This is a genomic window from Candidatus Nitrosotenuis aquarius (genome assembly GCF_002787055.1).
GTDB classification, from domain to species: Archaea; Thermoproteota; Nitrososphaeria; order Nitrososphaerales; family Nitrosopumilaceae; genus Nitrosotenuis; species Nitrosotenuis aquarius.
Window position 1 is genome coordinate 1,651,582 of the sequence record NZ_CP024808.1, and the last position, 21,313, is coordinate 1,672,894.

At 42.2% G+C, this 21,313-nt stretch carries 26 protein-coding genes and 4 tRNA genes; 14 read left to right on the forward strand and 16 right to left on the reverse strand.

Annotated elements, in window-relative coordinates:
* The 7 genes from NAQ_RS09590 to NAQ_RS09620 all read right to left on the reverse strand — a co-directional run bounded on the left by NAQ_RS09590 (position 1) and on the right by NAQ_RS09620 (position 6,028).
* Positions 1–1,461, reverse strand: coding sequence for an NAD(P)/FAD-dependent oxidoreductase (locus tag NAQ_RS09590; RefSeq protein WP_338140699.1), 1,461 nt, complete (start codon positions 1,459–1,461; stop codon positions 1–3).
* 149 nt (positions 1,462–1,610) lie between these two features.
* Complete coding sequence (locus tag NAQ_RS09595; RefSeq protein ID WP_100183307.1) at positions 1,611–2,042, reverse strand: RNA-binding domain-containing protein; 432 nt, start codon at positions 2,040–2,042, stop codon at positions 1,611–1,613.
* Between the two features lies 1 nt (position 2,043).
* Positions 2,044–2,658, reverse strand: coding sequence for a 30S ribosomal protein S3ae (locus tag NAQ_RS09600; RefSeq protein ID WP_100183308.1), 615 nt, complete (start codon positions 2,656–2,658; stop codon positions 2,044–2,046).
* Positions 2,659–2,693: 35 nt separating this feature from the next.
* Positions 2,694–3,956: a serine--tRNA ligase gene (gene serS, locus NAQ_RS09605; RefSeq protein WP_100183558.1), complete on the reverse strand. Its 1,263-nt coding sequence runs from the start codon at positions 3,954–3,956 to the stop codon at positions 2,694–2,696.
* Positions 3,956–4,192 carry a KEOPS complex subunit Pcc1 gene (locus tag NAQ_RS09610; RefSeq protein WP_100183309.1) on the reverse strand — a complete coding sequence of 79 codons (237 nt, stop codon included), beginning with the start codon at positions 4,190–4,192 and terminating at the stop codon, positions 3,956–3,958. The genes serS and NAQ_RS09610 overlap by 1 nt, the downstream gene beginning before the upstream one ends.
* Positions 4,164–5,579, reverse strand: coding sequence for a RecJ family nuclease (gene recJ, locus NAQ_RS09615; protein WP_420887484.1), 1,416 nt, complete (start codon positions 5,577–5,579; stop codon positions 4,164–4,166). Before recJ ends, NAQ_RS09610 begins: the two co-directional genes overlap by 29 nt.
* Positions 5,579–6,028: a 30S ribosomal protein S15 gene (locus NAQ_RS09620; protein WP_100183311.1), complete on the reverse strand. Its 450-nt coding sequence runs from the start codon at positions 6,026–6,028 to the stop codon at positions 5,579–5,581. The genes recJ and NAQ_RS09620 overlap by 1 nt, the downstream gene beginning before the upstream one ends.
* Positions 6,029–6,140: 112 nt before the next feature.
* On the opposite strand from NAQ_RS09620, the gene NAQ_RS09625 reads away from it, so the two are divergent.
* On the forward strand, positions 6,141–6,470 hold the full coding sequence (locus NAQ_RS09625) for a hypothetical protein (protein WP_100183312.1): 330 nt from the start codon (positions 6,141–6,143) through the stop codon (positions 6,468–6,470).
* Between the two features lie 112 nt (positions 6,471–6,582).
* Positions 6,583–6,852 (forward strand): hypothetical protein, encoded by a 270-nt coding sequence (locus NAQ_RS09630; protein WP_100183313.1) that lies wholly within the window; start codon positions 6,583–6,585, stop codon positions 6,850–6,852.
* A 71-nt stretch (positions 6,853–6,923) separates the two neighbouring features.
* Here NAQ_RS09630 and NAQ_RS09635 read toward each other — a convergent pair whose 3' ends face one another.
* Together NAQ_RS09635 and NAQ_RS09640 are read right to left on the reverse strand one after the other, a co-directional pair.
* Complete coding sequence (locus NAQ_RS09635; protein ID WP_100183314.1) at positions 6,924–7,460, reverse strand: hypothetical protein; 537 nt, start codon at positions 7,458–7,460, stop codon at positions 6,924–6,926.
* Between the two features lie 77 nt (positions 7,461–7,537).
* Positions 7,538–8,104, reverse strand: coding sequence for a methane monooxygenase/ammonia monooxygenase subunit B (locus NAQ_RS09640; protein WP_100183315.1), 567 nt, complete (start codon positions 8,102–8,104; stop codon positions 7,538–7,540).
* A 280-nt stretch (positions 8,105–8,384) separates the two neighbouring features.
* On the opposite strand from NAQ_RS09640, the gene NAQ_RS09645 reads away from it, so the two are divergent.
* The 4 genes from NAQ_RS09645 (at position 8,385) to NAQ_RS09660 (ending at position 11,291) form a co-directional block, all read left to right on the forward strand.
* Complete coding sequence (locus NAQ_RS09645) at positions 8,385–8,948, forward strand: methane monooxygenase/ammonia monooxygenase subunit C (protein WP_048189064.1); 564 nt, start codon at positions 8,385–8,387, stop codon at positions 8,946–8,948.
* 88 nt (positions 8,949–9,036) lie between these two features.
* Entirely contained in the window at positions 9,037–9,399 is a 363-nt protein-coding gene (locus NAQ_RS09650; RefSeq protein ID WP_100183316.1) for a hypothetical protein, read from the forward strand.
* A 126-nt stretch (positions 9,400–9,525) separates the two neighbouring features.
* Positions 9,526–10,176, forward strand: coding sequence for an ammonia monooxygenase family protein (locus NAQ_RS09655; RefSeq protein ID WP_100183317.1), 651 nt, complete (start codon positions 9,526–9,528; stop codon positions 10,174–10,176).
* A gap of 260 nt (positions 10,177–10,436) precedes the next feature.
* On the forward strand, positions 10,437–11,291 hold the full coding sequence (locus tag NAQ_RS09660; protein WP_245871618.1) for a DNA adenine methylase: 855 nt from the start codon (positions 10,437–10,439) through the stop codon (positions 11,289–11,291).
* Between the two features lie 4 nt (positions 11,292–11,295).
* Here the strand turns inward: NAQ_RS09660 and NAQ_RS09665 are convergent.
* Positions 11,296–11,369, reverse strand: a tRNA-Thr gene (locus NAQ_RS09665).
* Positions 11,370–11,464: 95 nt separating this feature from the next.
* On the opposite strand from NAQ_RS09665, the gene NAQ_RS09670 reads away from it, so the two are divergent.
* A tRNA-Leu gene (locus NAQ_RS09670) sits at positions 11,465–11,589 on the forward strand.
* 7 nt (positions 11,590–11,596) lie between these two features.
* On the opposite strand, the gene NAQ_RS09675 is transcribed toward NAQ_RS09670, so the two are convergent.
* A complete protein-coding gene (locus NAQ_RS09675; protein WP_100183318.1) occupies positions 11,597–11,983 on the reverse strand; it encodes a hypothetical protein in 387 nt (128 codons plus the stop codon).
* Positions 11,984–12,094: 111 nt separating this feature from the next.
* Complete coding sequence (locus NAQ_RS09680; RefSeq protein ID WP_100183319.1) at positions 12,095–12,619, reverse strand: hypothetical protein; 525 nt, start codon at positions 12,617–12,619, stop codon at positions 12,095–12,097.
* A gap of 210 nt (positions 12,620–12,829) precedes the next feature.
* On the opposite strand from NAQ_RS09680, the gene NAQ_RS09685 reads away from it, so the two are divergent.
* Entirely contained in the window at positions 12,830–13,711 is an 882-nt protein-coding gene (locus tag NAQ_RS09685) for a helix-turn-helix domain-containing protein (protein WP_100183320.1), read from the forward strand.
* Between the two features lie 2 nt (positions 13,712–13,713).
* On the opposite strand, the gene NAQ_RS09690 is transcribed toward NAQ_RS09685, so the two are convergent.
* A tRNA-Ile gene (locus NAQ_RS09690) sits at positions 13,714–13,807 on the reverse strand.
* A 38-nt stretch (positions 13,808–13,845) separates the two neighbouring features.
* The gene (locus NAQ_RS09695) at positions 13,846–14,397 is read right to left on the reverse strand and encodes a thioredoxin family protein (protein WP_100183321.1); all 552 of its coding nucleotides are present in this window, start codon (positions 14,395–14,397) and stop codon (positions 13,846–13,848) included.
* An 86-nt stretch (positions 14,398–14,483) separates the two neighbouring features.
* Between NAQ_RS09695 and NAQ_RS09700 the strand changes: the two genes are divergently transcribed.
* The 4 genes from NAQ_RS09700 to NAQ_RS09715 all read left to right on the forward strand — a co-directional run bounded on the left by NAQ_RS09700 (position 14,484) and on the right by NAQ_RS09715 (position 16,812).
* Positions 14,484–14,555 (forward strand) — tRNA-Ala (locus tag NAQ_RS09700).
* 297 nt (positions 14,556–14,852) lie between these two features.
* Positions 14,853–15,926, forward strand: coding sequence for a hypothetical protein (locus NAQ_RS09705; protein WP_162858748.1), 1,074 nt, complete (start codon positions 14,853–14,855; stop codon positions 15,924–15,926).
* 24 nt (positions 15,927–15,950) lie between these two features.
* Entirely contained in the window at positions 15,951–16,421 is a 471-nt protein-coding gene (locus NAQ_RS09710) for a phosphopantetheine adenylyltransferase (protein WP_100183323.1), read from the forward strand.
* Positions 16,422–16,500: 79 nt separating this feature from the next.
* Positions 16,501–16,812, forward strand: coding sequence for a hypothetical protein (locus NAQ_RS09715; protein ID WP_100183324.1), 312 nt, complete (start codon positions 16,501–16,503; stop codon positions 16,810–16,812).
* Here NAQ_RS09715 and NAQ_RS09720 read toward each other — a convergent pair.
* Positions 16,809–17,090 (reverse strand): hypothetical protein, encoded by a 282-nt coding sequence (locus NAQ_RS09720; RefSeq protein ID WP_100183325.1) that lies wholly within the window; start codon positions 17,088–17,090, stop codon positions 16,809–16,811. The two genes, NAQ_RS09715 and NAQ_RS09720, sit on opposite strands and share 4 nt — an antisense overlap.
* Positions 17,087–18,199, reverse strand: a complete 1,113-nt coding sequence (locus NAQ_RS09725) for a tryptophan--tRNA ligase (protein WP_100183326.1) — start codon at positions 18,197–18,199, stop codon at positions 17,087–17,089. Before NAQ_RS09725 ends, NAQ_RS09720 begins: the two co-directional genes overlap by 4 nt.
* Before the next feature lie 52 nt (positions 18,200–18,251).
* Here NAQ_RS09725 and pheS point away from each other — a divergent pair, with 52 nt between their 5' ends.
* Both pheS and pheT read left to right on the forward strand, forming a co-directional pair.
* Positions 18,252–19,658 (forward strand): phenylalanine--tRNA ligase subunit alpha, encoded by a 1,407-nt coding sequence (gene pheS / locus NAQ_RS09730; protein ID WP_100183560.1) that lies wholly within the window; start codon positions 18,252–18,254, stop codon positions 19,656–19,658.
* Positions 19,649–21,283: a phenylalanine--tRNA ligase subunit beta gene (gene pheT / locus NAQ_RS09735; RefSeq protein ID WP_100183327.1), complete on the forward strand. Its 1,635-nt coding sequence runs from the start codon at positions 19,649–19,651 to the stop codon at positions 21,281–21,283. The genes pheS and pheT overlap by 10 nt, the downstream gene beginning before the upstream one ends.
* Positions 21,284–21,313 lie beyond the last annotated feature (30 nt).

The following is a 21,313-nucleotide window of genomic DNA, read 5'->3' on the forward strand; positions in this document are numbered from 1 at the left end:
CTAGTTTTCCCATTTTGCTAGGTGCTCGTAGGCTTCGTTCATTGTCTTGAGCAGTTTTTTGTGCCATTCTTCAAATCCATCTGGGGTTGTTGGATAATTGCGATAGTGCTCAGTTAGCCATCTGTTTTGCTGTGTTGTGTATCTGAGGCCGTCTGCAAGTTTTTTGTTTAGTGCACCGCGAATTAGCATTCCCATTTTGCCAACCATTGAAAAGTCTGGATGTTCACCTTTGCTTATTGCCTCTACATCCATGTTGCCCAAAAAGTGCTTCATTCCATAATTTATCTGATCATTTGTGAGCATCTGCAATAACCTTCGGAACACTTCAAGGCCTGCTGTTTTGTAACCATATTCTCTAACATAATCAACATTGTATTGCCACAATCCCTTTTCTGTTACATCGCCAGCTTCTATTGCATGTGCAACGTTTTTGCCAATTATGGTTCCTGCAATCAATGCAGGACCTATTCCACCCGCGTCCAGCGGCTTTGGCATCCATGCAGAATCTCCAACAAGCATGAACCCATTTGCAACCATGCAATCATTTTGTCTTCTAACTGACACCTGAAAGTTTCCTGTTGCGTTATGCGAGTCTGATGGATCAGTGGAGAGTCTTGGATTTTTGATTGCTTTGTTTCTTGCAACATACTGGTTTATCAGGCCTGACACATCATCGTGCTTTCCAAGTCGCTTGTTTCTTTTGTCTAGGAGTGTCTTTTCTACTCCAAGACCGATGTTTACCTTGTTCTTTCCTTTTGGAAAGACCCAACCATACCCGCCAGGAGCAATGTCTTGGTCCAGGTGAATTAGGCAATAATCAGGATCAAATTCTGATAGGTCGTCTTCACCCTGATCAAAATACATGATGTGGCGTCCGGTGGACTCTAGGTCTGTTCTGTCTATTTTGCGCTCCATTCTTGTGGTATTTTTTATTTGGTTTCGAAGCATCGAAGTAACTCCGGTAGCATCAATTACAACCTTGGCTGTCTTTTTGTATGGCTGGTTTGTTTTTTTGTTGAGTCCTTCTACTCCTATGATTTGGTTTCCGTCGTAGAGCAGGCCTGTCAGATTTATCTCAAAATCCACGTTGATTCCGCGCTTTTGTGCTTCTTTGTATTGTGTTTGGGGAAGTTGTTGTCTGTTTAACAAAAATCCATCCCCGTCAAATGGAATGGATGTCTCTCTGTCTGGCGACAGCGCCATTACTCCTTTTACCCTGTGTTCGATTTCTGGTGCACCCCAAGAAACCTTGATGCGGCTTCCCATATAGTCAACAGCTTCCTTTGATACTGCGTCGCCACAAACCCAGCCATTGATGGATTTGCTGCCGAGCATTATTGGGGCATTTCTGTCTATTACAAGAATTGATAATTTTTGATTAGAATAATGAGAAGCAGAGTGTGCGGCAATCATGCCAGCTAGTCCTCCACCAGCTACAATCAAGTCATAATCCGTTTTCAATATGTGACAGCTGAAATAAGATTATTTAAAACAATCTTGAATTATTTTTTTGGGTCAGATCGTCGCGGCGTCTTCACAGCTTGCGTATTGCTCAGACTGGAGCGGCTTGTTAGCTCTTCATTCCCAACCATATACTACTCTAAATGATATTAAATTGTGCTTGTGAGTATTTCAGAATAAGTCTTGAGAATGTCTTTTTGAGAATAGACTGGCGTGTAGATTTTGAGCTTGATTGGGTCATCTGCGGCAGGCTCGATTTTACCTTCAACCAGTGATTGCTTTGATATTCTCATGTATAGCCCAGAGCCGTCGCAACGACTCTCTAAGTCTTCCACAATCTCATTGATGTCTTTTTTTGTAATGTTTGAAATTAGGTTCTTGACAAAGATTGCCGCTTTCTTCTTTTTTATTTTGCCATTTACCAAAGCAATTGGATTGTCATAATGTCCTTGGAGTTTCTGTGTAGTAAAATCGTCTTCATCTACACCGAAGATCTGTTTGAATGAATCGAAGATTTTCTGCGAGTCTTCAGTTGCATGTATGATGACTTGGATCTCTACTTCGAGTTTTTTTTCCGCCAAACTATGCTTCTAGTAATGTGACTTGCGCTTCTGCGGTTCTGATTAGTTTTACCTTTTCAAGACCTACATGTCTCATTCTGATTACTTTTTTGGCCGCTGCCATGATATCAGAGTTTATCTTTCCATAGCATGTTGCCTGCACAAACTGATCAATTGTCATTTCTGGAATTGTTTTATTCATCACATCTCTTGCAATTAGTCGCAATGCGTGCTTGCGTGACGTGTTGAGTTTTTTGTGTGTTAGAGCAATTACTTTGAGTCTGAATAGATAGTTGTCTTTTGTCTTTACATTCATGACAAAGTTCACCTTGCTAGAGCCACGTCGGATGAGGCTTCTTAGGAATTCTTTTGCATATTCATATCTCTTGAAGATGGAATATGCCTTGTCTCCCTCGACCTTGGTAATCTGGAAGTAAATCTTGTATTGGTATTGGGATGGATCGCCTTTTAGAATATCAAATAATGTTACTTCAATAACACGGCCGATTGCTTTTTGCTCATCAGTGATTGGTATGTATGCAAGTGGTGCATTGTTAAATGACTCTGGAGCAATAACTGTGACCCATTTTTTCTCACGCCACTTGTCCTTTACTTTTCCACCCTTTCTACGAGCCAATTATTAAGCGACCCTGAAGCCAAAATATAATTGTACTAGATTATGTCTGAACCAAGATACTTTTGCAGAGGTTTTGGTACACTAATGTGGCCATCTTGCGTCTGAAAGTTTTCCATTATTGCAACAAGTGTTCTCGTGGTGGCAACAAGTGTGCTGTTTAGCGAATGCAGATACTGGGTTTGCTCATTGGTCTTGTCGCGGAACCTGATCTTTAGTCTCCTTGTCTGAAAGTCAAGGCAGTTAGAGCAAGAGACTATTTCACGGTACGAGTTTTGGCCTGCCATCCAAGCCTCAATGTCATATGTCTTGGCAGAAACCTTGCCCAAATCTCCACTTGATAGCAACATGACTCGGTATGGGATTTCGAGCTTTTGATAAAACTCTTCTGCTATTGTAAGCATTTTCTCATGTTCCTTCCACGAGTCTTCGGGTCTTGCAAAGACGTACTGCTCTACTTTCTCAAACTGGTGTACTCGAAAGATTCCCTTCTGATCTCGTCCATGGGCGCCTGCTTCTTTTCTAAAACATGGACTGACTCCGGCATATTTAATTGGCAAGTCCTTTCCGTCTAGGATTTCGTCTGCATGCATTGCTGCAATGGAATGCTCTGATGTGCCAATCAAAAACAGGTCTTCGTCCTGAACCTTGTATATGACATTTTCAAAATCGTCTGCAATTATGGCGCCTTCCATGGAACTGCGATTGATCATGTATGGCGGCTGGACCAACCCATATTGCTTTTCTGCCAAAAAGTCCAGCGCAAAATGAATCAGCGCTTGGTTTAATCTTACCATGTTGTTTTTCAGATAGTAAAATCTGGCACCTGCTGTTTTTGCAGCACGCTCCAGATCAACTAGTCCTAGACTTTGCGAAATGTCGATATGATCTTTGATTTTATAATCAAATTTTGGAATCGAACCCCAGCTTCGCACAACAACATTTGCAGAATCATCAGCACCAATGGGAACTGACTCGTGGACCAAGTTTGGCATTGTCATGTTAAGTCTATTGTATTCTGACTCTGTTTTGATCTGGTCTGCTTCTAATTTCTGGAGTTCTTGTGAGACCTTTTGCATTTCTGCAATTGATGTGTCTGCGTCTTGGCCGGATTTTTTCTTTGACGCAATTTCCATTGCAACTTTGTTCTTCTGCTTACGTAGCTCATCTGTTTTTATGATTAGTTCGCGTCGTTTGCTATCAAGCGAAATTAGCAAGTCCAAGTCAAACTGGACGTGTCTGTCTGAGAGCATCTTGCGAATGATTTCAGGCTTTTCTTTGACGAGTTTTGGGTCTAACATCATCCCATCACCCTTAGTGCCATGGAGACATGGGCCAAGACCTCGTCAATTGTAGCAGTAAGTGTTTTCATATTGCCCGTACTATGAAAATTAAAAACAAGTGCGTTATCAAGATTTTCTATCTCAAATGACAGCCCACTTGGAAAATCGACATTGTCTGGTTCCAAGGCAGCCCTGATTGCGTCGGCTTTTTCCTTGGTTATGTTATCAATTGTTATTTTGACTGTGGTTTCCATTTACACTGTCTTCTAGATAGTCCAAAAACCCATCAAGCTTGTCTTTTGTGATTTTTGCGCCCGCTGCCGCGTCATGTCCTCCTCCAATCCCATTGAATTTCTCTGCACCTGACTTCATCAGGGCAGAAAGGTTAACCTCGGTTTTACAGCCAATTGATTTTCGTGATGAAAACTTGATCGTGTTTTCCTCGCCGTTTGTTCGAAGTATGATTATTTTGCCTGCGTTTTTTGGCGAGCCGGCGAGCAGTGATGATATTGTTCCTGTCATGGTCTCTGGAATCACTCCTTCGCCGTTTACCATCACACATTTTGCAGAATCGCTGATTCGCCATCGCTCATTTGTCAAAATATTCATGTAGTCCCGGATGAGTTTTCTGTATTCAAGCAAGATGTTTTCTCCTTCTTGGAGCATCCTGTTTCTATCTCCCATACATATTGCAATTCCGACCCCAGACCTACCAATTCTTCCACAAGAGTTCAGCATTGTAGAGAATTCTCTGGCATCGCGCAAAAAGCTTCGTCGCTCTTCTGCTGGGAATGTGTATGTATGTCCAATTAACTCCTCCATGATCTGGCTGGCGTTTTGCGAGCTGGCAAACTTGGTAATGGATTCTATTATTGTGCGTTTTTCGTCCTCTGTAAGATCTGATGGAGTTCTCCATCTTCCGCCGTCCTTGAGCTCAATTCCTGATGATTTGAAAAGAGCAAGACTTGCATCCCTATTCCAGGTCAATCCCTCAATGAACGGCTGCGAGGTAAACGCCAGAGCATCAACTAATGGCCTTGTCTCGCGGCCGACCAAAAGCAAGTCCATGTCAACTTGGAGTCCGCCAATGTTTTTTGCCTCTTCCACCATCTCGAGATTTTTACCAAGAAACGACTTTTTCTCTCCCTGATCTTGCCTGTCGCCTAGGGCAGAAACAACTGCTATTGGTGCAAGGTCCGAGTTCTTCTTGTCCAGCGCCTTTGCAGCCAAAAACGCCATGCCGCCAGCACAGATCTCGGTTCCACCATTAATTCCGTATTTCCAAGCGTTTATCACACAATTATTGTCGTGTTCTTCTTGCGGAATTTCATGGTGGTCTAGGATAAACCAGTTCTGGCCTAGTGCTTCGTCCATCTGCTTTGCAAATCCTCCTCCCAAGTCGGTTACAATGTGAAAATCGCGAGAGTCTGACTGCATGTTTTTGATAACTGCTTGGCTCATCTCTTTTGTGGTGCGTACAGTTACCTTGGCGCCTGCTCGAATCAGTGCCTTTGTCATAATGGCCCCAGATGTTAGGCCATCACAATCGATATGAGTTACAACACAAATGTCTTTGTTGCTTTTGATGCGGTCGGAAATTATATCGCTAAAATTTGATAAATGCTGATCGAGGTTGCCCATTATTCAAGTTGGGCTACGACTGACTTATATTTCCAGTTTTGTGGGATTGCGCCGATCTTTTTGTAGTATGTGGCAATTCGATGAACTTTTGCCTCTACCAGCTCAAGTGATCTGACGTTTCTTTTGTCCGAGTTGTTGTTTTTGAGGTGTCTTTGCAGGTTGATCGCCTTTTTGACTATATTGTTGAGGTCTTCTGGGATGTCTTGCTTGACATTGTTTTCTTCGAGGATTTTTTTGACTGATTTTTTTGTAATTGTCTTTGTCAATGGAATTGCGTGCTGGTCTCGAAGCTTTATTCCGATTTGAGCCATTGGGACGCCGTCTTTGCCGTACTTGACAACTAATTCCTCTACTTCTTTTGCGCTAGTTGTAACCCAAGACGGTGATCGTTGGTTTATTGGTCTTGTAGAGTGTGATTGACCATGTCTGTGAGTGTGTACACGTCCCATGCCGGCTTTGATCCTAGAACTAACATAAACGTTACCACAAAACAATTCTCAGAAATGGCGATTAGAAAAAAGTTAAATAGAAACCATAGCCCCCAACACACAGGTAAACACTATGAATAAAGCACTATTCGGAACAGCAATTCTTGCTGTAGCCGCAATATCGATGGGAATGACAGCACCAGCATTTGCCCAATACATGGGTAATGTTGATACCGAGTCTGGCGCAACAGGCAAAAACACACTCGAAGAAGCCCTAAAACTTCAAAGAGAACGTGTTACCTCTGCAGCCGAAAACCCAGCAACAGGTTCTGGCACTCCATACCTAGCAGCTGACGGTGTCTTGGGAGCCTCTGCAATTGCAGCGGCCGTATTTGGAGGAATTGCCGCGGCATTTTTCTTCAGAGCAAGAACCGGAAGATATGCAGCTCAAGGAAGAGGGTAAACCTACTTCTATTTTTCCATTTTATTGAATCCCTCCTAGCGGTACGCGATCAACATCTGCTTGTGAGTATCAGAGAAATGTATATATCGCACATGAGGCGGTCATTAGTTTAATGACTCCATTATTCGGTACAGTGTTCAGTATTCTGTCTACCGTATTTGGACAATTGGGACCAGGTTATGACCCATTGTTCTATGATGTCATGGTATACATCTTCGGCACAATGATGTTCACAGTATTCCTCTTGGGAATTATTGCATATTGGCTAAGAGTCCATGGCTGGTCATACAAAGACAACCGTGAAAGATGGGTTGACGAACTAGACAGACACTTTGAAAGAGAAGGTATCGGTTTGATACCAGACAACGGAAAGTACTGGTAAAACCTCTTTTTTCATTCTTTTTAGTTTTCTTTTAATCTTAGATTCTAGTTATTTTTTAGACTTTGATGATTTTATTGCGGCGGTAAAAAGTCGCGCTCACTGGCTTCGTCATAGTTCTTTGTAAAGAATTCTGCTCTATAATGAGCCCCATCTACCAGTGGCTCTCGGATATATGCTCCTGATTCCTTGCCGTCCACGAAGACTTTGGATTTGGATTCATCCATATCTCGCATTGGAAATCCGTTCTCATGGTATGTAGTCCATGTCCACAGGAAATGGCCTATCTCAAATGGGTATTCTCCTTTCCACTCTGCATGGATTACGCCATCATTTGTCAAAGTATACAATGAATGCCTGCAGTTCTCATTGTTTCCAATGTTTGCGGGAATCTCTATTTTCTGCTTGTCTACATATAGTTCTAGGGTTGCCGAAACCCTGTAGTTGGATTCAATATCGTTGACGCATACCCTTAGCGGGTTGTCTAGATTTAGCCACTGTTGAATGAATATGCTGGCAGTTCCTACCGATATGGCAATCACTGCCGTAATTATCAGGTAGCGTATGGTGCCCTTTCTTTTGGCAGGATTGCCCAAACCAGGCCAATTCATAGCCCAGACTTGGGTCCTATAGGATAAAGTCGTTTCTCTGTGACCAATAATAAAATGAAAAGAGAAGGGTTGTTGGTTTAGATTACTTGCCAGGGGCGAGTTGCGAACGTGATCACATAGCCAACGCCAATGATGATTGATTGATACATGATGTTGGTGTATGGAATTGGTTTTAGTATTGGATCACCCGTAACTACTACTGTTTGTCCTGGGCCTAATCCTGGTCCAACTTGAGCAACGTTGAGTTGAGTGTGTACGTGGTATACGCCTGGCTCTAATGCCTTTGCCCTGATTTCATAATCAAGTACTGCGTTACCTGGGATTTGAAAGACGTTTCCTGGTGGGGTTCTTGCAAGAATCTCCCATCTGTTACCTGCGTTGGTGGACTCTGAGAATATAGAGTTCCAGCCTCTGAGGTCTCTTTCAACAAGACTTACGAACTTGCCAGATAAGACTAGTTCTTCACCTGTTTGCAGTGATTGTCTGTTGAAGGTTTCATCTTCAATCTTTACGAAACGACTCTGTAGTTGTGCTTGAACACCGTGTGCTTCTGCAGTCTGTACCATTTGAGCCAAGTTTGGACCAAGTGTACCGAGTGCCAAAACTACACTGAGTGCTAGTACGATTGTTTTCTTGTCGACCATAGTTATCCCGTTAATTAATCATCGACCCACATAGAATGATATATGTTTTACCGTTTTAATCAGTAGTGAAAGTTAATAGGATCACGCAGTGGTACTGATCTAATAGCTAAACATTAATGTTGAACATTGAAAACATGTTTTTTATAGTTGTAAAACTTTTCATTTCAAGCATGTATGATATAATTTCAGTACATGTTATTAGTAAATCTTATAAAAATTTCAATAAAATTGACCAAAAATAAACTCATGTTTTATATATTGAAAATTACCCATCGGTATCATGGCACAGATGCCGGCATTAATCCCAAAAGAAGTTGAGATTCAGAGACTAAAGAAGATCTGGCTCATCGTTATTGCAATGGGATCCACAGCAGCATCCGTGGAAGTAGACAACTTCGTAGATGGTTCCTTACATCAAACCTCTATCAGAGACTCTGCATTCACACCAGCACACTGGTGGCTTTACTCTCACTTTGTGGCACTACCACTAGGTTGGGGTTCAGTTGCAATCTATGATAGAAAGGTACCAGTACTCAGAGGTCCAAACAACTCCATGAACACAGGCCTAAAGATGACCATTCTAGGTTACCTGGCAACCATGTTCACAATCGGAGTCAATGAAATGTGGCACTTCTGGTTCGTAGAGGAAATCTTCGCAGTACCAAACCACTGGATGTTCAACATGGGTGTAGTAGTAGCATTCATGGGTGCTCTAGCATATGTCGTAAGAGTATATGCTAGACTAGTCGAACTAGGTGCAGAAACACCAGGTGAGAACCCATATGTTGCAGAAATGTACAAGATGGCCCTAGAAGGCAAACTGTACAGCAGAGCAATCCCATAAAACTCTCTTTTTCTCTTTATTTTCCAAGATCGACCCAGCCTGAGATTTTAAGAAAGACTTAAAAGCCAACTATCGATTACAAATTCAAATGACTCTACCAAAAGGATTTGGTTCAGGCGGCTCCGGCGGAGCATCAAGTGCCGATGTAGAGAAGATGATTGGCAGACGTGTAGAAAACATGACTGGCATAATCACCATTTCGTACATTGCAGCTTGGCTAGCAACCTTTGGCGGAACAGCAGCTGGATATTTCTATTATCCATGGGCTTATCCAACACCAAGTGGTCACTATGCATTCATAGTCCTGACAATCATCGAAGCAATTGGCTATCTCTTCTGTGTTAAAGTAATGGAAGAAGGTACCAAGAAGAAGAGCAACGGAATAGTAGGCGCAACACTGGCCGCAACCGCTGTTGGAACAATATTGATCTCTCTGTTCGTCGGAACATAGGGAAAGTTCCTCGACTTTTTCTTATTTTCATTTTTCAATTCTCTCCTTAGGCGGTCCTGATCGCGCCGTTTACAATGCCAATAATTGTCTAAAATTTTATATACTCACCACTGCCCTAACCGGTTAATGGTCTGGCTTAGACGATGTACGCACTACTTGTTCATAGTAGTCGTAGCAGTCAACTCAACCCTGCTTACAATCAACGCAGGAGACTACATCTTCTACACTGACTGGGCATGGACTTCGTATGTCGTGTTCTCAATATCACAGACATTGATGTTGGTGGTAGGTGCAACTTACTATCTGACATTTACCGGAGTTCCAGGAACCGCAACATACTACGCGCTGATTATGACCGTGTATACATGGATCGCAAAAGGCGCATGGTTTGCTCTAGGTTACCCATATGACTTCATTGTTACACCAGTTTGGTTACCATCAGCAATGCTGATTGACTTAGCATACTGGGCTACAAAGAAGAACAAGCACTCACTGATACTATTCGGTGGTGTGTTGTGTGGAATGTCACTGCCATTGTTCAACATGGTAAATCTAATTACCGTGGCTGATCCATTGGAGACTGCTTTCAAATATCCAAGACCAACATTGCCTCCATACATGACTCCAATAGAACCCCAAGTGGGCAAGTTCTATAACAGTCCAGTTGCACTCGGTGCAGGCGCAGGCGCTGTATTATCAGTAACCTTTGCCGCTCTGGGATGTAAGCTGAATACGTGGACGTACAGATGGATGGCAGCTTGGTCCAAGTGGGACTAAAATCCTACAACTCTCTTTTCTCTTGTTTTTTACTATGACTAGCCGTAAGGCTTGATTTTTTCCAAGCAAAATGACCCTGTTTCTAATCGGAGATGAAATTATCTTTTGTGATTACTGAAATTGAGATTAATTTAGGCATCATTAGGATTCTTCTTGAGCCTAATAGTAAGCGATTGCGACAATCTGATTAACAAATGTTGCACATCTTGTGATCTTTTGTTGTCTTGTACCGGGATATGATTTGCTAGAATCTTGTATTATTGAGCCAGCACCAGATACTCTCAGTCGAACCAAAGCCATTTGTCAAGTGGGCGGGAGGAAAAAGGCAGCTAATCTCGGCAATCGACAGGCACATTCCGTCTGAATTTGGCACGTACTTTGAGCCATTTTTGGGAGGGGGGGCAGTACTGTTTCATCTGTTGAGCAAAAACCCCGCCGTGAAATGCAAGGTCTCTGATTTGAACTCTGACTTGGTATTGGCATATGTGACAATTCGCGACAAAGTGGACGAGCTGATTTCAGCACTGGAAAACCATGCAAAAAACTATCACAAAAATCCAGACTCTTACTATTATGGCATAAGGGAAAGCGAGCCGACAGGCCAGATTGCCAAGGTCTCGCGATTACTATTCCTCAATAGGACCTGCTTTAACGGATTGTATCGAGTAAACAGCAAGGGAAAATTCAATGTCCCACTCGGGAGATACTCTAATCCAAATATCGTAAATGAGGAAAATTTGGTTGCCGTCAGCCACGTCTTGCAATCAAAAAGGATTCAGATTAGTTGTCGTGACTTTACCGCAGTTCTATCTGATGCCAAAAAAGGCGATTTTGTGTACTTTGATCCGCCATACCAGCCAGTTAGCGACACTGCAAACTTTACCAGCTATACAAACCGCGACTTTACCTATTCTGACTTGGAAAAACTAGTCAAAGTATCTGAAAAGCTCTCAGACAAGGGCTGCAAGGTTTTGCATTCCAATTCCAATTCCAAGGAAGTAAAAGACCTATTTTCAAAGGGCTGGAAGGTAATCGAGGTTGCCGCCAATAGGGCGATAAACTCGGATTCTGCAAAAAGGACAGGCCAAAAAGAACTACTCATCAAAAATTATTAGAATAAGCTTCGAACGGGATCCGAACCCGCGACCTTTACCTTACCAAGGTAACGCTCTACCAGGCTGAGCTATCGAAGCGATAATTTTTTGCTCAATCAAATCCTAATTATACTTACTTGAGATGATCTGCAAAAACATCAACTGTTAAATTTCAGCCAGAATTTAGCTATTTTGCAGGAGTCGCCGAGCCTGGCCAAAGTAAGCAACAAAAATTGCTTTTGGACGCGCGGGACTTAAGATCTAATAATGGGTGATCCCGTCTCTTAGGGGTTCGTGGGTTCAAATCCCACCTCCTGCACCTTTTTCTATTTAGGATGCTTGATTCCGCGAGAATTCAAAACTTCGTAAACGTCTGGTAGCGAAAACACATAGCCAATATGTACACAGTCTTTTTCCTCGCAAAGCTGGCAGAACAGCTCGCCCTTTTGGATTGCAACTTCGGCAATTCTGTTTTTGATGTTATCCTTTAGAACAACTCGGTCATCGTCCACTGCAACTTTTTCTATCTTTGGTGCATATCTTGCAAAGGTCTTGTCCTTTTGCATTGTCTGCTCTAACATGTAAGTCACATAACCTGAAAAGCTGTTAATTCCCTTCATTACTAGTTCGGACTTGTTCTTTTCAAATACGTCAAAGAACTTGTCATACACTTCTTCGGAGACCGTAATGGATTTGAAACCTGCTTTTGGCATTTTACTTACCTATTACCGTACTTTAAGGTACCCTACTATTTAACGTTTTTTGTAAGCGGGATCTTTTACCTCTTCGGTGAAAAATTGACCCTGTTACCTTTCGGTGATAACTCATTTGATAACACCATACTCTATATCATATTCAAATGGATAGCCGTTCTTTGTCATACAGTTAGGGCAAATTGTTATTAGGTGTTCCTTTATTCGTGGTTCCGTCATGGCATCATGATGAGGGTTTTCTTGTATTGTTATGCTATACCAAATCTGATTTTCTCTATTAATTGGAATCTCACACTCTCTGCAATAAAATGGATCTTTCGGCTCGATTGGTTTTTTGTTTCGCTTGATTGAATCTCGTCCAAACCAGAACAGACATTGCTCTTCATTACATTTAGGACAATTTCCTCTATACTCATATTCATGAACACCAAAAATGCGATTTGGTGACGCTATTGCATCTTTATTACCTCGTTCTCGTTCAAATTTTCTTATCATATCTGTTAACAACGCACTTCCTAGTGGTGTCATTCCTTTCATTGCAACTTTACGTGGTTCCCATTTGACTTTTTTATGATTAAAAAATTCATCGCAATTCCAACATTGCATATCAACTGGTTCATTTTTGAAAAACTTCACATTAATCCTTAGTTGCATTTTGAATTAAGGTTATCCATTTATTCTGGCCTTCAATTTTTACACCGCTAGCTTCGGCAGGGGTTTTCCCTTTCAAGCCCATGCGTGGTCAAGTAATTGTGGTAGATTTTGAATCAATAAAAGAAGTCAAATTTGTAGATGTGAATATCACATCAATAGCATAAATAATTAGGTCTGATAATAAAAGCGACTTTGGCAAGAGGCTATTCATTACAAGAAATGCAAGAAAAACTAATCGAGGTTTTATCAGATTCCAAGACTGGATTATCTGGAGTAGAGATTGCAGAAAGACTCAAAGTTAACCGTGCAACAATGGCAAAATACCTCAATGTTTTTGCAGCAGAAGGAATAATCCGACAAAAAAACATTGGCAATGCAAATCTGTGGTTTGTAGATTTTGGAACAGAAACACTCCAGTTTCCTGCAGACTACTATAGGGTCAAAGAAAAATTCCTAGAACATTTGGTTTCAAACCAGCAACATCAAGCATATCAATTGATTCGAAATTCGTTTCATTCTGGAGCAGACATTGCGACTCTGATAATCGAGGTAATCTTGCCGGCAATTGCATCTGTGGAGGACTTGTATCTCAAAGCCAAAATTGGCACATCCGAGGCAAAAATGCTTCGCGGAGTAATTGCAAACTCTATTCAAATTCTAAACTCACAAGAAGAGCCAGACACAAAAAGAAACACAGTCTTGCTTTCTACAGACCAATCAAGCGTTCTTTATTCACAAGCAGCATCTGCTGCACTTGCATCAAAGGGGTGGCAGATTTGGCAAGTAGGCGACGTGTCTGATTCTATTGGAGTACTGTATGATCTTGATTTGCAGAAATTCATCACAAAAATCTGGAAGCAAAAACAAGGAGCAATGGTAATCGCAATATTTTCTGCAACAGAGGAAGGTGCAAAATTTTTCTCAGAATCAGCAAATTCAATCAAGCCCAAGTTTGGCAAAAATCTGCATGTTGTAGCTCATTCCAGAGCGCAAAAACAAGGAGTAAAGGCCGAATTTGCAAGCGAGAAACTGGAATCAGTCATACAATGGATAGACTCTATTTCTGGTTTGTAAAATGGTGGGCCGAGAGAGATTCGAACTCTCGACCTTTCGATGTCTGAAAGGTTGTTTTATCAGTCGAACGCTCCAGCCAAGCTGAGCTACCGGCCCTAAAAAAATCCAAATAAAACGGACTTAAAAGTGTGTGGTCAGTTCTTCCATTTTATGGAGCAACCAATAGAAGGATCGAAATCTTTTGGAATTGGTTGACCTGCAAGTAATTTTTCTACAGTTGCAATCATTGTTTTTTCCGTAGCCTTGTCTTCTGGCTTCATTGCATTGTCTATTTTCCCATGAAATACTAGCTTGCGCTCTTTGTTGAACAAAAACGGATCTGGTGTGCATACTGCACCGTATTTTTTTGCCACTTGTTGTGTTTCATCTACCAAATACCAAAATGAGATTCCTCGCTGTTTTGCAAATTCCTTCATGCTATCAAAGCTGTCGTCTGGATATGCAACTGCATCGTTGCTGTTGATTCCGACTACTGCCAGCTTTCCTTTGAACTTGTTTTGGACCTCGTTTATTGCGTCAACCTTTGCCTTGACATATGGACAGTGGTTGCACATGAAAATTACAAGAAGCGCATCATAGTCTTTGAAGCTAGCAAGTGAATGCTTTTTGTCGTCTACTCCCAAAAGCTCAAAGTCTGGAGCAGAGTCGCCCTTTTTGAGTACCACTTGGGATTCCATTACGACCATGTTGTGCGCAATTTGTTTTGCAAATAAAAATTCTTGCCTAAATCAAAGACAACAATTAAAATCTGCACAACGGAGCCATTCCTTAAGGGCTGATAGTTCAGGGGTAGAATGCTCGCCTTGCACGCGAGAGGTCAGGGGTTCAAATCCCCTTCAGTCCATACATCGATCTTTTTTGCAAATCTGGGTCTGAGAGATGGATTTAAATATGATAATCAAAGTGGATTATCTTAATGGCGATTCCACAAGTTGCAAGCGAATCAATCGCTGTATGGATACCAATGATTGTCGGTTTAGCTCCAGGATTAGTTTACTGGTTTGTTATTACCGGCATGCGAAATAGAAAATAACCTCATTTCTTATCTTTTATTCTTAATTTTTGTAAAACCTTCTAGTCCACATTGTTTACAATGTGTAATTCCTCATGTGATTAATGTCTCCTGTGTAGGGAAATTGAAATGAAAATATTCGTATTTGCTCTATTGTTCCTGCTCTTTCCAATAACTACTGTATTTGCCCAAGTAACTGATACGCAATCCACGCTTGGGGTCAAGCTTACAAACACAGCCCCCTTCATCTACAAAGACGATGAAGGATATACTGTTGTAATCGGTGAAGTAGAGAACACAAAGAGCTTTCCAGTGAATAATGTCCGGGTTTGGGTCGGATTCTTTTCTGGCCAGGCAGCAGGCCCTGCTGGCGAAACTCCGCTAGAAACAGTAACTGGAACCAGCCTCTTGGAGGTGATTCCGGCAAAGGGCAAATCGCCATTTATCGTAAAATCTGAAACCCCAGACCCGGAAATTGCCGAAGTGACAATAAACATTCTGGGATTCAATTCCGCTACACAAAAACAGCAACTCTTAGAAGTAAAACCGGGCGCGCTAGTCATTGGCGAAACAATTACCCTTGATGCGCAAATCACAAACACCGGCGCAAATCCTGCAGAAAACATCAGAGCACATCTAATTGGCTATGATGCGTTTAGTCCTCCAAGAATTGTGGGAATTCAAACCGTAACTCTGGATGAAATCGCATCAAAGAAAACAGGAAAAGTATCATTTGATGCTGTAATGGACAACAGAGCATCGTCGTTTAAAGTGATTGCAGAATCTGATGGTTTACAATCCAAGATGACAAATGTGGACGAAGTATCGCTAGAATCGCCAACTCGACTAATCACAATAAATGATGTTGAGGTGTTGGGTTCTGATGGAGAGAGAATTTCCAAAATCAAGATTGGCCAAACCGTAGACATTTCAAGCCAGCTCTCAATATTTGCCTCGTCTGATACTCCCGAGCAAGACTATGTGTACTATGTCCAAGTGAGGCAGTTTGGCGAAAAACCACAGGTAGAGTTCTTGGGATTTACCGAAGGCAAGTTTGACTCGACAGATCCGCAAACAGCAACAGTAAGCTGGACTCCACAAAGCGAGGGCGGATTCTTCATTGAGACATATGTCTGGGATCTGGACGCAGTGGCGCTTGCAGCCCCAAGCAAGACAATATCTGTCATACTGGTAACACCATAAATTCATCTTTGTGTATCTGGTAGTATGGCAAAATTTTCCCTAGTTGCGATGGGTGGCACATTTGACATAATACACAAGGGACATCTGGCATTATTGCAGGGGGCATTTTCTGTTTCAGACAATGTCATAATTGGTCTGACAAGTGACGAGCTTGCCAAAAAAAAGGGCAAAAAGCTAAACCATGATTATTTGCAAAGGCTGGAAACACTAAAGCAGACAATAGAAAGAAAATTCCTAGGCAAATCATACACCATTAGCAAGCTTGACAACGACTTTGGCCCTGCAGTAATTGAAGGAAACGTCCAGGCGCTGGTAGTAAGCGACGAAACGGCACACCAGGGGGATGTACTAAACAGGCTCCGAGCGCAAAGAGAACTCCCACCCGTCCAGACCATAGTGGTGCCAATGGTCTTGGCCCAAGACGGCAAGCGGATTTCCACCACTAGGATTCGCAATTCCGAGATTGACGCTCAGGGAAACCTGATTCAAAGTTGACCAAGTGTTGTTGACTTTTTGAGTCATCTGGATAAAACAAAAATTTCCAAGAATTCCGTGCTTGACTCTGATTAACCACATGTCAAAAAAGTTCAAAAACGACGTTACGGGCCTGCAGGAAGGCCTTCATCCGGAAAGCCTGGCGTTTTGGTATGGTATAGTAATAAAAGAAGCAAAGGAAATGGCGCCGTCCTGGCTCGTGGATAAAATCAACGTAAAACAGGATCCCATACTGCCAATGAAGTTCAACTTGGATATATCAAAAAGAGCCGTTCGCTATTTTATGATGGCAGTGGATAACAACCTGCACAAAATGCCCACATCCACAAAACTATACTTTCTCAAAGTAGAAGAGACACTATCTAATGAGATGGACAAGTCACTAGTCTAGCCCTTTGTGATCTCTACTGTTTCTATGATTGTCTTGGTATCTATTATCTGATTTACGTTATCCAAAACAGACTGGATAAAATCAACAAAAATGTCTACTTGGATTGTGTCCTTTAGGACAATGGAGTGAGCGGACTTGTCCTTTAGTGCAATTACAACTTCGTTGTCGTACACATTTAGAATTGATGAGATGAATGTCTCTTTCCCATCCTTGATGAAAATAAGGCTTGCAAGCTTGGCTGCTTCGTGTTTGTCCTGACAGATTACTCGCGTCTTCATTTGTCTTCTAGGAGGAATTTGTCGATCTGGTCCTTGGCTTTTTCCCTTTTTTGCTGATGTGCAACCAGAAACTCGGTTACCTTTTCGATTAGGATTGCCTTTAGCTCGCCTGTGAGCATTTTGCCTGACTTGTAGTCGTCGTATATTGTCTTTAGCTTCTTGTCGTCTGGCTCAAAAAAGATTCTCAGATATTGATACGACACATCAATGTCTGGGTTTCCACCAATTTTGCGGTGCTCTTCTACCGTTGACTGGCCTCCGGAAAATGCGTACTTGTTTATCTTTTTCTTGATCTGCTCTGGTGTGTCAGTCGTGTATATTGTACCGGATTCTTCTGATGCGGACATTTTTCCGCCAGGTCCTGAGAGTGCTGGGATCATAATATTGTGGATTAGCGCAGGCTTTTCCTTGCCTATGCGTGGTGCAACATCGCGCGTTATTCTAAAGTGCGGATCTTGGTCTACCCCAAGCGGAATCAGAACCGGCCTGTCCTCAATAAAGCACGGGGCCGACTGGAGCGACGTATAAAATATCATGCCAACATTTGTCTCGTTTGTAAAGCCAAAGACAGCCTTGGTGTTGGAAAAATTGATCTTTTTTGCAACCTGAGATGCAATGGGGTATAGGGTCTTGATGTTTTTGGTGTTGATGATTATCTTTGTTTTATCTGGTTTGAATCCAAGTGCGATAAAGTCTAGCGCATTTTCATAGGCAAATTTGCTTGTCTGCTCTAGTGTTAGGTCTTGCTTTGCAAAGAATTTCTCATCATCTGTTAGCTGAAAGTACAGGTTTGTGTCGAATTTTTCCTGCAGCCACTTTGTGAAAACCCATGGAACCAGATGACCAATGTGGGTGTGGCCTGAGGGGCCTCGTCCTGTATACAAAAAGAACTTTTTTCCCTTTTGGTAATCTGAGAGAATTCTCGACAGGTCTCGGTGCGAGAAGAAAACGCCGCGCCTGAGCATAAAGTGAAGCTCACCAGTCACGGCTTCGATTTTTTTTAGAATTTCTTGCGTAATCTTTTCCGTGCCAAATTGTTTGATGAGCTTGTCATAGTCAATTTCTCCTTCTACGTGCCAGGGAGTGACAATGAAATCATCAGAAGGCATCCATGGTCAAGTTAGGTTAAGGTTTAAAAAGTCTTTTCGGGTCGTTTTGCTGTTGTCTCAAGTTCTCCATCCAATTGAGAAAACAATAATCAAACTATTACAAGCTGAAAAAAATCTCACAGAATCACAAATCATGGAAAAAACCAAACTTTCTGCAGACCAGACAAGGCGCGGAATAGAGTGGCTTCGACTAAAGAATCTGGCAGTGGTGCAAGAATCAGAACAATTGTTTTTTGCTTTGGGCAAAAACGGACTTGTGGCAAACAAGGAAGGACTACCGGAACGAAAACTGGTAAATCTGGTTTCTGGTGCACCTGTACCATTTGATGAGCTGCGAAAAAAACTACTAGATGAGATGAATGTGGCAATTGCAAATGCCAAAAAAAACGATTGGATAACAATAACAAAAAATGATTCTGGAAGCATTGTTTCGCTAAAGACAAAGCCGGACCCGACAAGCGAGGAGAAAATCCTCTCGCAAATAGGTGAAGGCAAAGTCCAACAAGACCAGATCAAAGATTCTGCCGCGCTGGAATCACTCAAAAAAAGACCTGACTATATCATACTAGAATCTGTCAAAACCAAGACGCTTTCGTTATCGGAGCAGGCAAAGTCAATTGACGTTGATGCAGCTGACTCTGGTGCAATAGATGTTGAAGCGGACGTTCCTATGATTCATGCAGCAAAAACTCACCCACTCAAAGACACAATTGGCGAAATTCGCGAAATCTTTGTCAGCCTTGGCTTTACGGAAATTGCAGGCAATCTAGCACAGCCTGGGTTTTGGAACTTTGATGCATTGTTCACACCACAGGACCACCCTGCTAGGGAAATGCAAGATACATTTTACATCAAAGACAAGCTTGCACAAAACTTTGCAACCCAAGCCCAGATTAACTCTGTTTCTGCCTCTCACAAAAAGGGATGGAAATATCCATGGAATCTGGATGCTGCACGAAAAATGGTTTTGCGAACCCACACCACATGTGTCACCATAAAATATCTAGCAGAGCACAAGCCAAGTGAAGCCCGAGTGTTTTCATTGGGACGTGTATTCAGAAATGAAAAGGTTAGCTACAAACATCTAGTAGAGTTTAACCAAGTGGAAGGAATTGTCGTAGGAAAAAATGTCTCGCTGCGAGACCTGATGGGAATCCAGACGCAATTTTACAAAAAGCTAGGCCTAAACAAAATAAAATTCTGGCCCACATTTTTCCCATACACAGAGCCATCCTTGCAAACAATGGTGTACAATGAAAAGCTGGACAAGTGGATTGAGCTATTTGGTATGGGAATATTCCGACCCGAGGTGACTAGGCCATTTGGAATCACGCGTCCTGTTTTGGCGTGGGGTGGGGGAATTGAGAGAATTGCAATGCTAAAGTACGGACTGGATGACGTTCGCGAATTTTACAACAACAACCTAAGCTGGCTGAGGAGCACCCCAAAATGCCAGTAGTCACACTATATCTTTCAAGGCTGCAAAAACTCGTAGGCAAAACAAACAAAAACAAGATAATTGACGCGCTACCGTTTTTGGGCCTTGACATAGAAGAGCAGACAGACCAGTATATTCGAGTAGAATACAGCCCAAACAGGCCAGACTATGCGACAGATGTTGGAATTGCAACCGGACTCCAGGGACTGCTTGGGATCAAAAAAGGAATTGCCAAGCTAGCAATCAAAAAAGCTGACAAAAACTATTCCATCAAGACAGATCCTGCAGTAAAAAAGATCCGACCATATGTTTTGGGGTTGATTGCAAGGGGAGGCAAGCTAGATGATGAAATCATTCGACAGCTAATTGCACTACAAGAAGACCTTCACTTTGGCGTTGGAAGAAGGCGCAAAAAGGCATCAATTGGGATACACAACCTTGATGCCGTAAAACTTCCGTTATTGTACACTGTCAAATCCAGAGATCACAAGTTTGTGCCGCTTGCCACAGACAAGAAAGTCTCTGTATCGCAGATCCTCGATACCATGGATGCTGGCAAGGAATATTCCCCAATACTTGGGAATGCTTCTGGCGTTCCAATGATTCTGGATGCACAGCAAAACACCATCTCTTTTCCACCAATAATCAACTCTGCACTGACCACAGTCACCACATCTACTACGAATATACTCGTGGAAGTAACTGGAAATGATTCTGGCGCAGTATCTGATACATTATCTGTGGTCGCATCTGCACTGCAGGGCTTGGGCTTTACTCTATACGATATGAAAACAGATAAGAAAAGCTCGGCCGACTCGTTAAAAGCAAGAAACATCCCACTTGATTCTAATTTAGTAAATCAAACTCTGGGGCTGAATCTGTCGTCTGCACAAATCTGCAACATGCTTCGAAAATGCAGACTGGATGCAGTAGCCAGAGGCAAAAAAATCTCTTGCACAATTCCAAGCTATCGCTTTGATATTTTTGGCCCAATGGATCTGGTTGAAGAAGTGGCACTGGGATATGGAATTCAAAACCTCGTCCCAACACTTCCATCATCTGTATCTGTTGGACAAAAAAGCATAACAACACTCAAGCTTGATCAGCTTGGACAGATCATGATTGGCCTGGGTTATACTGAGGCACTAAATTCGTCGCTTACAAGCAAGCAAATACTATACAATAACACAAAGCGTGACTCTGCAAAGCTAATCGAGGTTGCAGAATCAAAAAGCCAAGAGCACACCGTACTGCGCGACTCTATTCTGCCGGGACTGTTGGAAAACCTCTCAAAAAACATTCACGAGCAATATCCACAAAAATTATTTGAAACAGGAATCGTTTTTTCCGGAAATTCTCCAATCATAGAATCTATTTCGCTGGCATGTGTTTCTGCACACAAGGATTCTGGATATACTGAAATCAAGTCCGTGCTGAAATCTCTACTCAAGACAGACTCTAACATTGAATGCCGTACCAAGACTTCGGAAAATCCAATGTTTGCAAAGGGCAAGACTGCCAATGTTTTGGTAGGGGACAAAAAAGTAGGCATTGTGGGCGAGATCAGTCCTGAGGTGATTGAGAACTTTAAGATCCGTGTTCCAGTAAGCGGCTTTGAGTTGGTACTGTCTGATTTTATTCTGTAGATTCTGGGTCTGACTTAATATTTGAGAGAA

Excerpts from the sequence above, each read along its gene's own strand:
- recJ (WP_420887484.1), bottom strand. The coding sequence starts at position 5,579 with ATGGGCAACCTCGATCAGCATTTATCAAATTTTAGCGATATAATTTCC.
- NAQ_RS09640 (WP_100183315.1), bottom strand. The coding sequence starts at position 8,104 with ATGGTCGACAAGAAAACAATCGTACTAGCACTCAGTGTAGTTTTGGCA.
- NAQ_RS09675 (WP_100183318.1), bottom strand. The coding sequence starts at position 11,983 with ATGCCAAAAGCAGGTTTCAAATCCATTACGGTCTCCGAAGAAGTGTAT.
- pheT (WP_100183327.1), top strand. The coding sequence starts at position 19,649 with ATGCCAGTAGTCACACTATATCTTTCAAGGCTGCAAAAACTCGTAGGC.
- NAQ_RS09610 (WP_100183309.1), bottom strand. The coding sequence starts at position 4,192 with ATGGAAACCACAGTCAAAATAACAATTGATAACATAACCAAGGAAAAA.
- serS (WP_100183558.1), bottom strand. The coding sequence starts at position 3,956 with ATGTTAGACCCAAAACTCGTCAAAGAAAAGCCTGAAATCATTCGCAAG.
- NAQ_RS09705 (WP_162858748.1), top strand. The coding sequence starts at position 14,853 with ATGAAAATATTCGTATTTGCTCTATTGTTCCTGCTCTTTCCAATAACT.
- NAQ_RS09635 (WP_100183314.1), bottom strand. The coding sequence starts at position 7,460 with ATGAATTGGCCTGGTTTGGGCAATCCTGCCAAAAGAAAGGGCACCATA.
- NAQ_RS09655 (WP_100183317.1), top strand. The coding sequence starts at position 9,526 with ATGGTCTGGCTTAGACGATGTACGCACTACTTGTTCATAGTAGTCGTA.
- NAQ_RS09720 (WP_100183325.1), bottom strand. The coding sequence starts at position 17,090 with ATGAAGACGCGAGTAATCTGTCAGGACAAACACGAAGCAGCCAAGCTT.
- NAQ_RS09725 (WP_100183326.1), bottom strand. The coding sequence starts at position 18,199 with ATGCCTTCTGATGATTTCATTGTCACTCCCTGGCACGTAGAAGGAGAA.
- NAQ_RS09625 (WP_100183312.1), top strand. The coding sequence starts at position 6,141 with ATGAATAAAGCACTATTCGGAACAGCAATTCTTGCTGTAGCCGCAATA.
- NAQ_RS09620 (WP_100183311.1), bottom strand. The coding sequence starts at position 6,028 with ATGGGACGTGTACACACTCACAGACATGGTCAATCACACTCTACAAGA.
- NAQ_RS09630 (WP_100183313.1), top strand. The coding sequence starts at position 6,583 with ATGACTCCATTATTCGGTACAGTGTTCAGTATTCTGTCTACCGTATTT.
- NAQ_RS09715 (WP_100183324.1), top strand. The coding sequence starts at position 16,501 with ATGTCAAAAAAGTTCAAAAACGACGTTACGGGCCTGCAGGAAGGCCTT.
- NAQ_RS09645 (WP_048189064.1), top strand. The coding sequence starts at position 8,385 with ATGGCACAGATGCCGGCATTAATCCCAAAAGAAGTTGAGATTCAGAGA.
- NAQ_RS09650 (WP_100183316.1), top strand. The coding sequence starts at position 9,037 with ATGACTCTACCAAAAGGATTTGGTTCAGGCGGCTCCGGCGGAGCATCA.
- NAQ_RS09695 (WP_100183321.1), bottom strand. The coding sequence starts at position 14,397 with ATGGTCGTAATGGAATCCCAAGTGGTACTCAAAAAGGGCGACTCTGCT.
- NAQ_RS09710 (WP_100183323.1), top strand. The coding sequence starts at position 15,951 with ATGGCAAAATTTTCCCTAGTTGCGATGGGTGGCACATTTGACATAATA.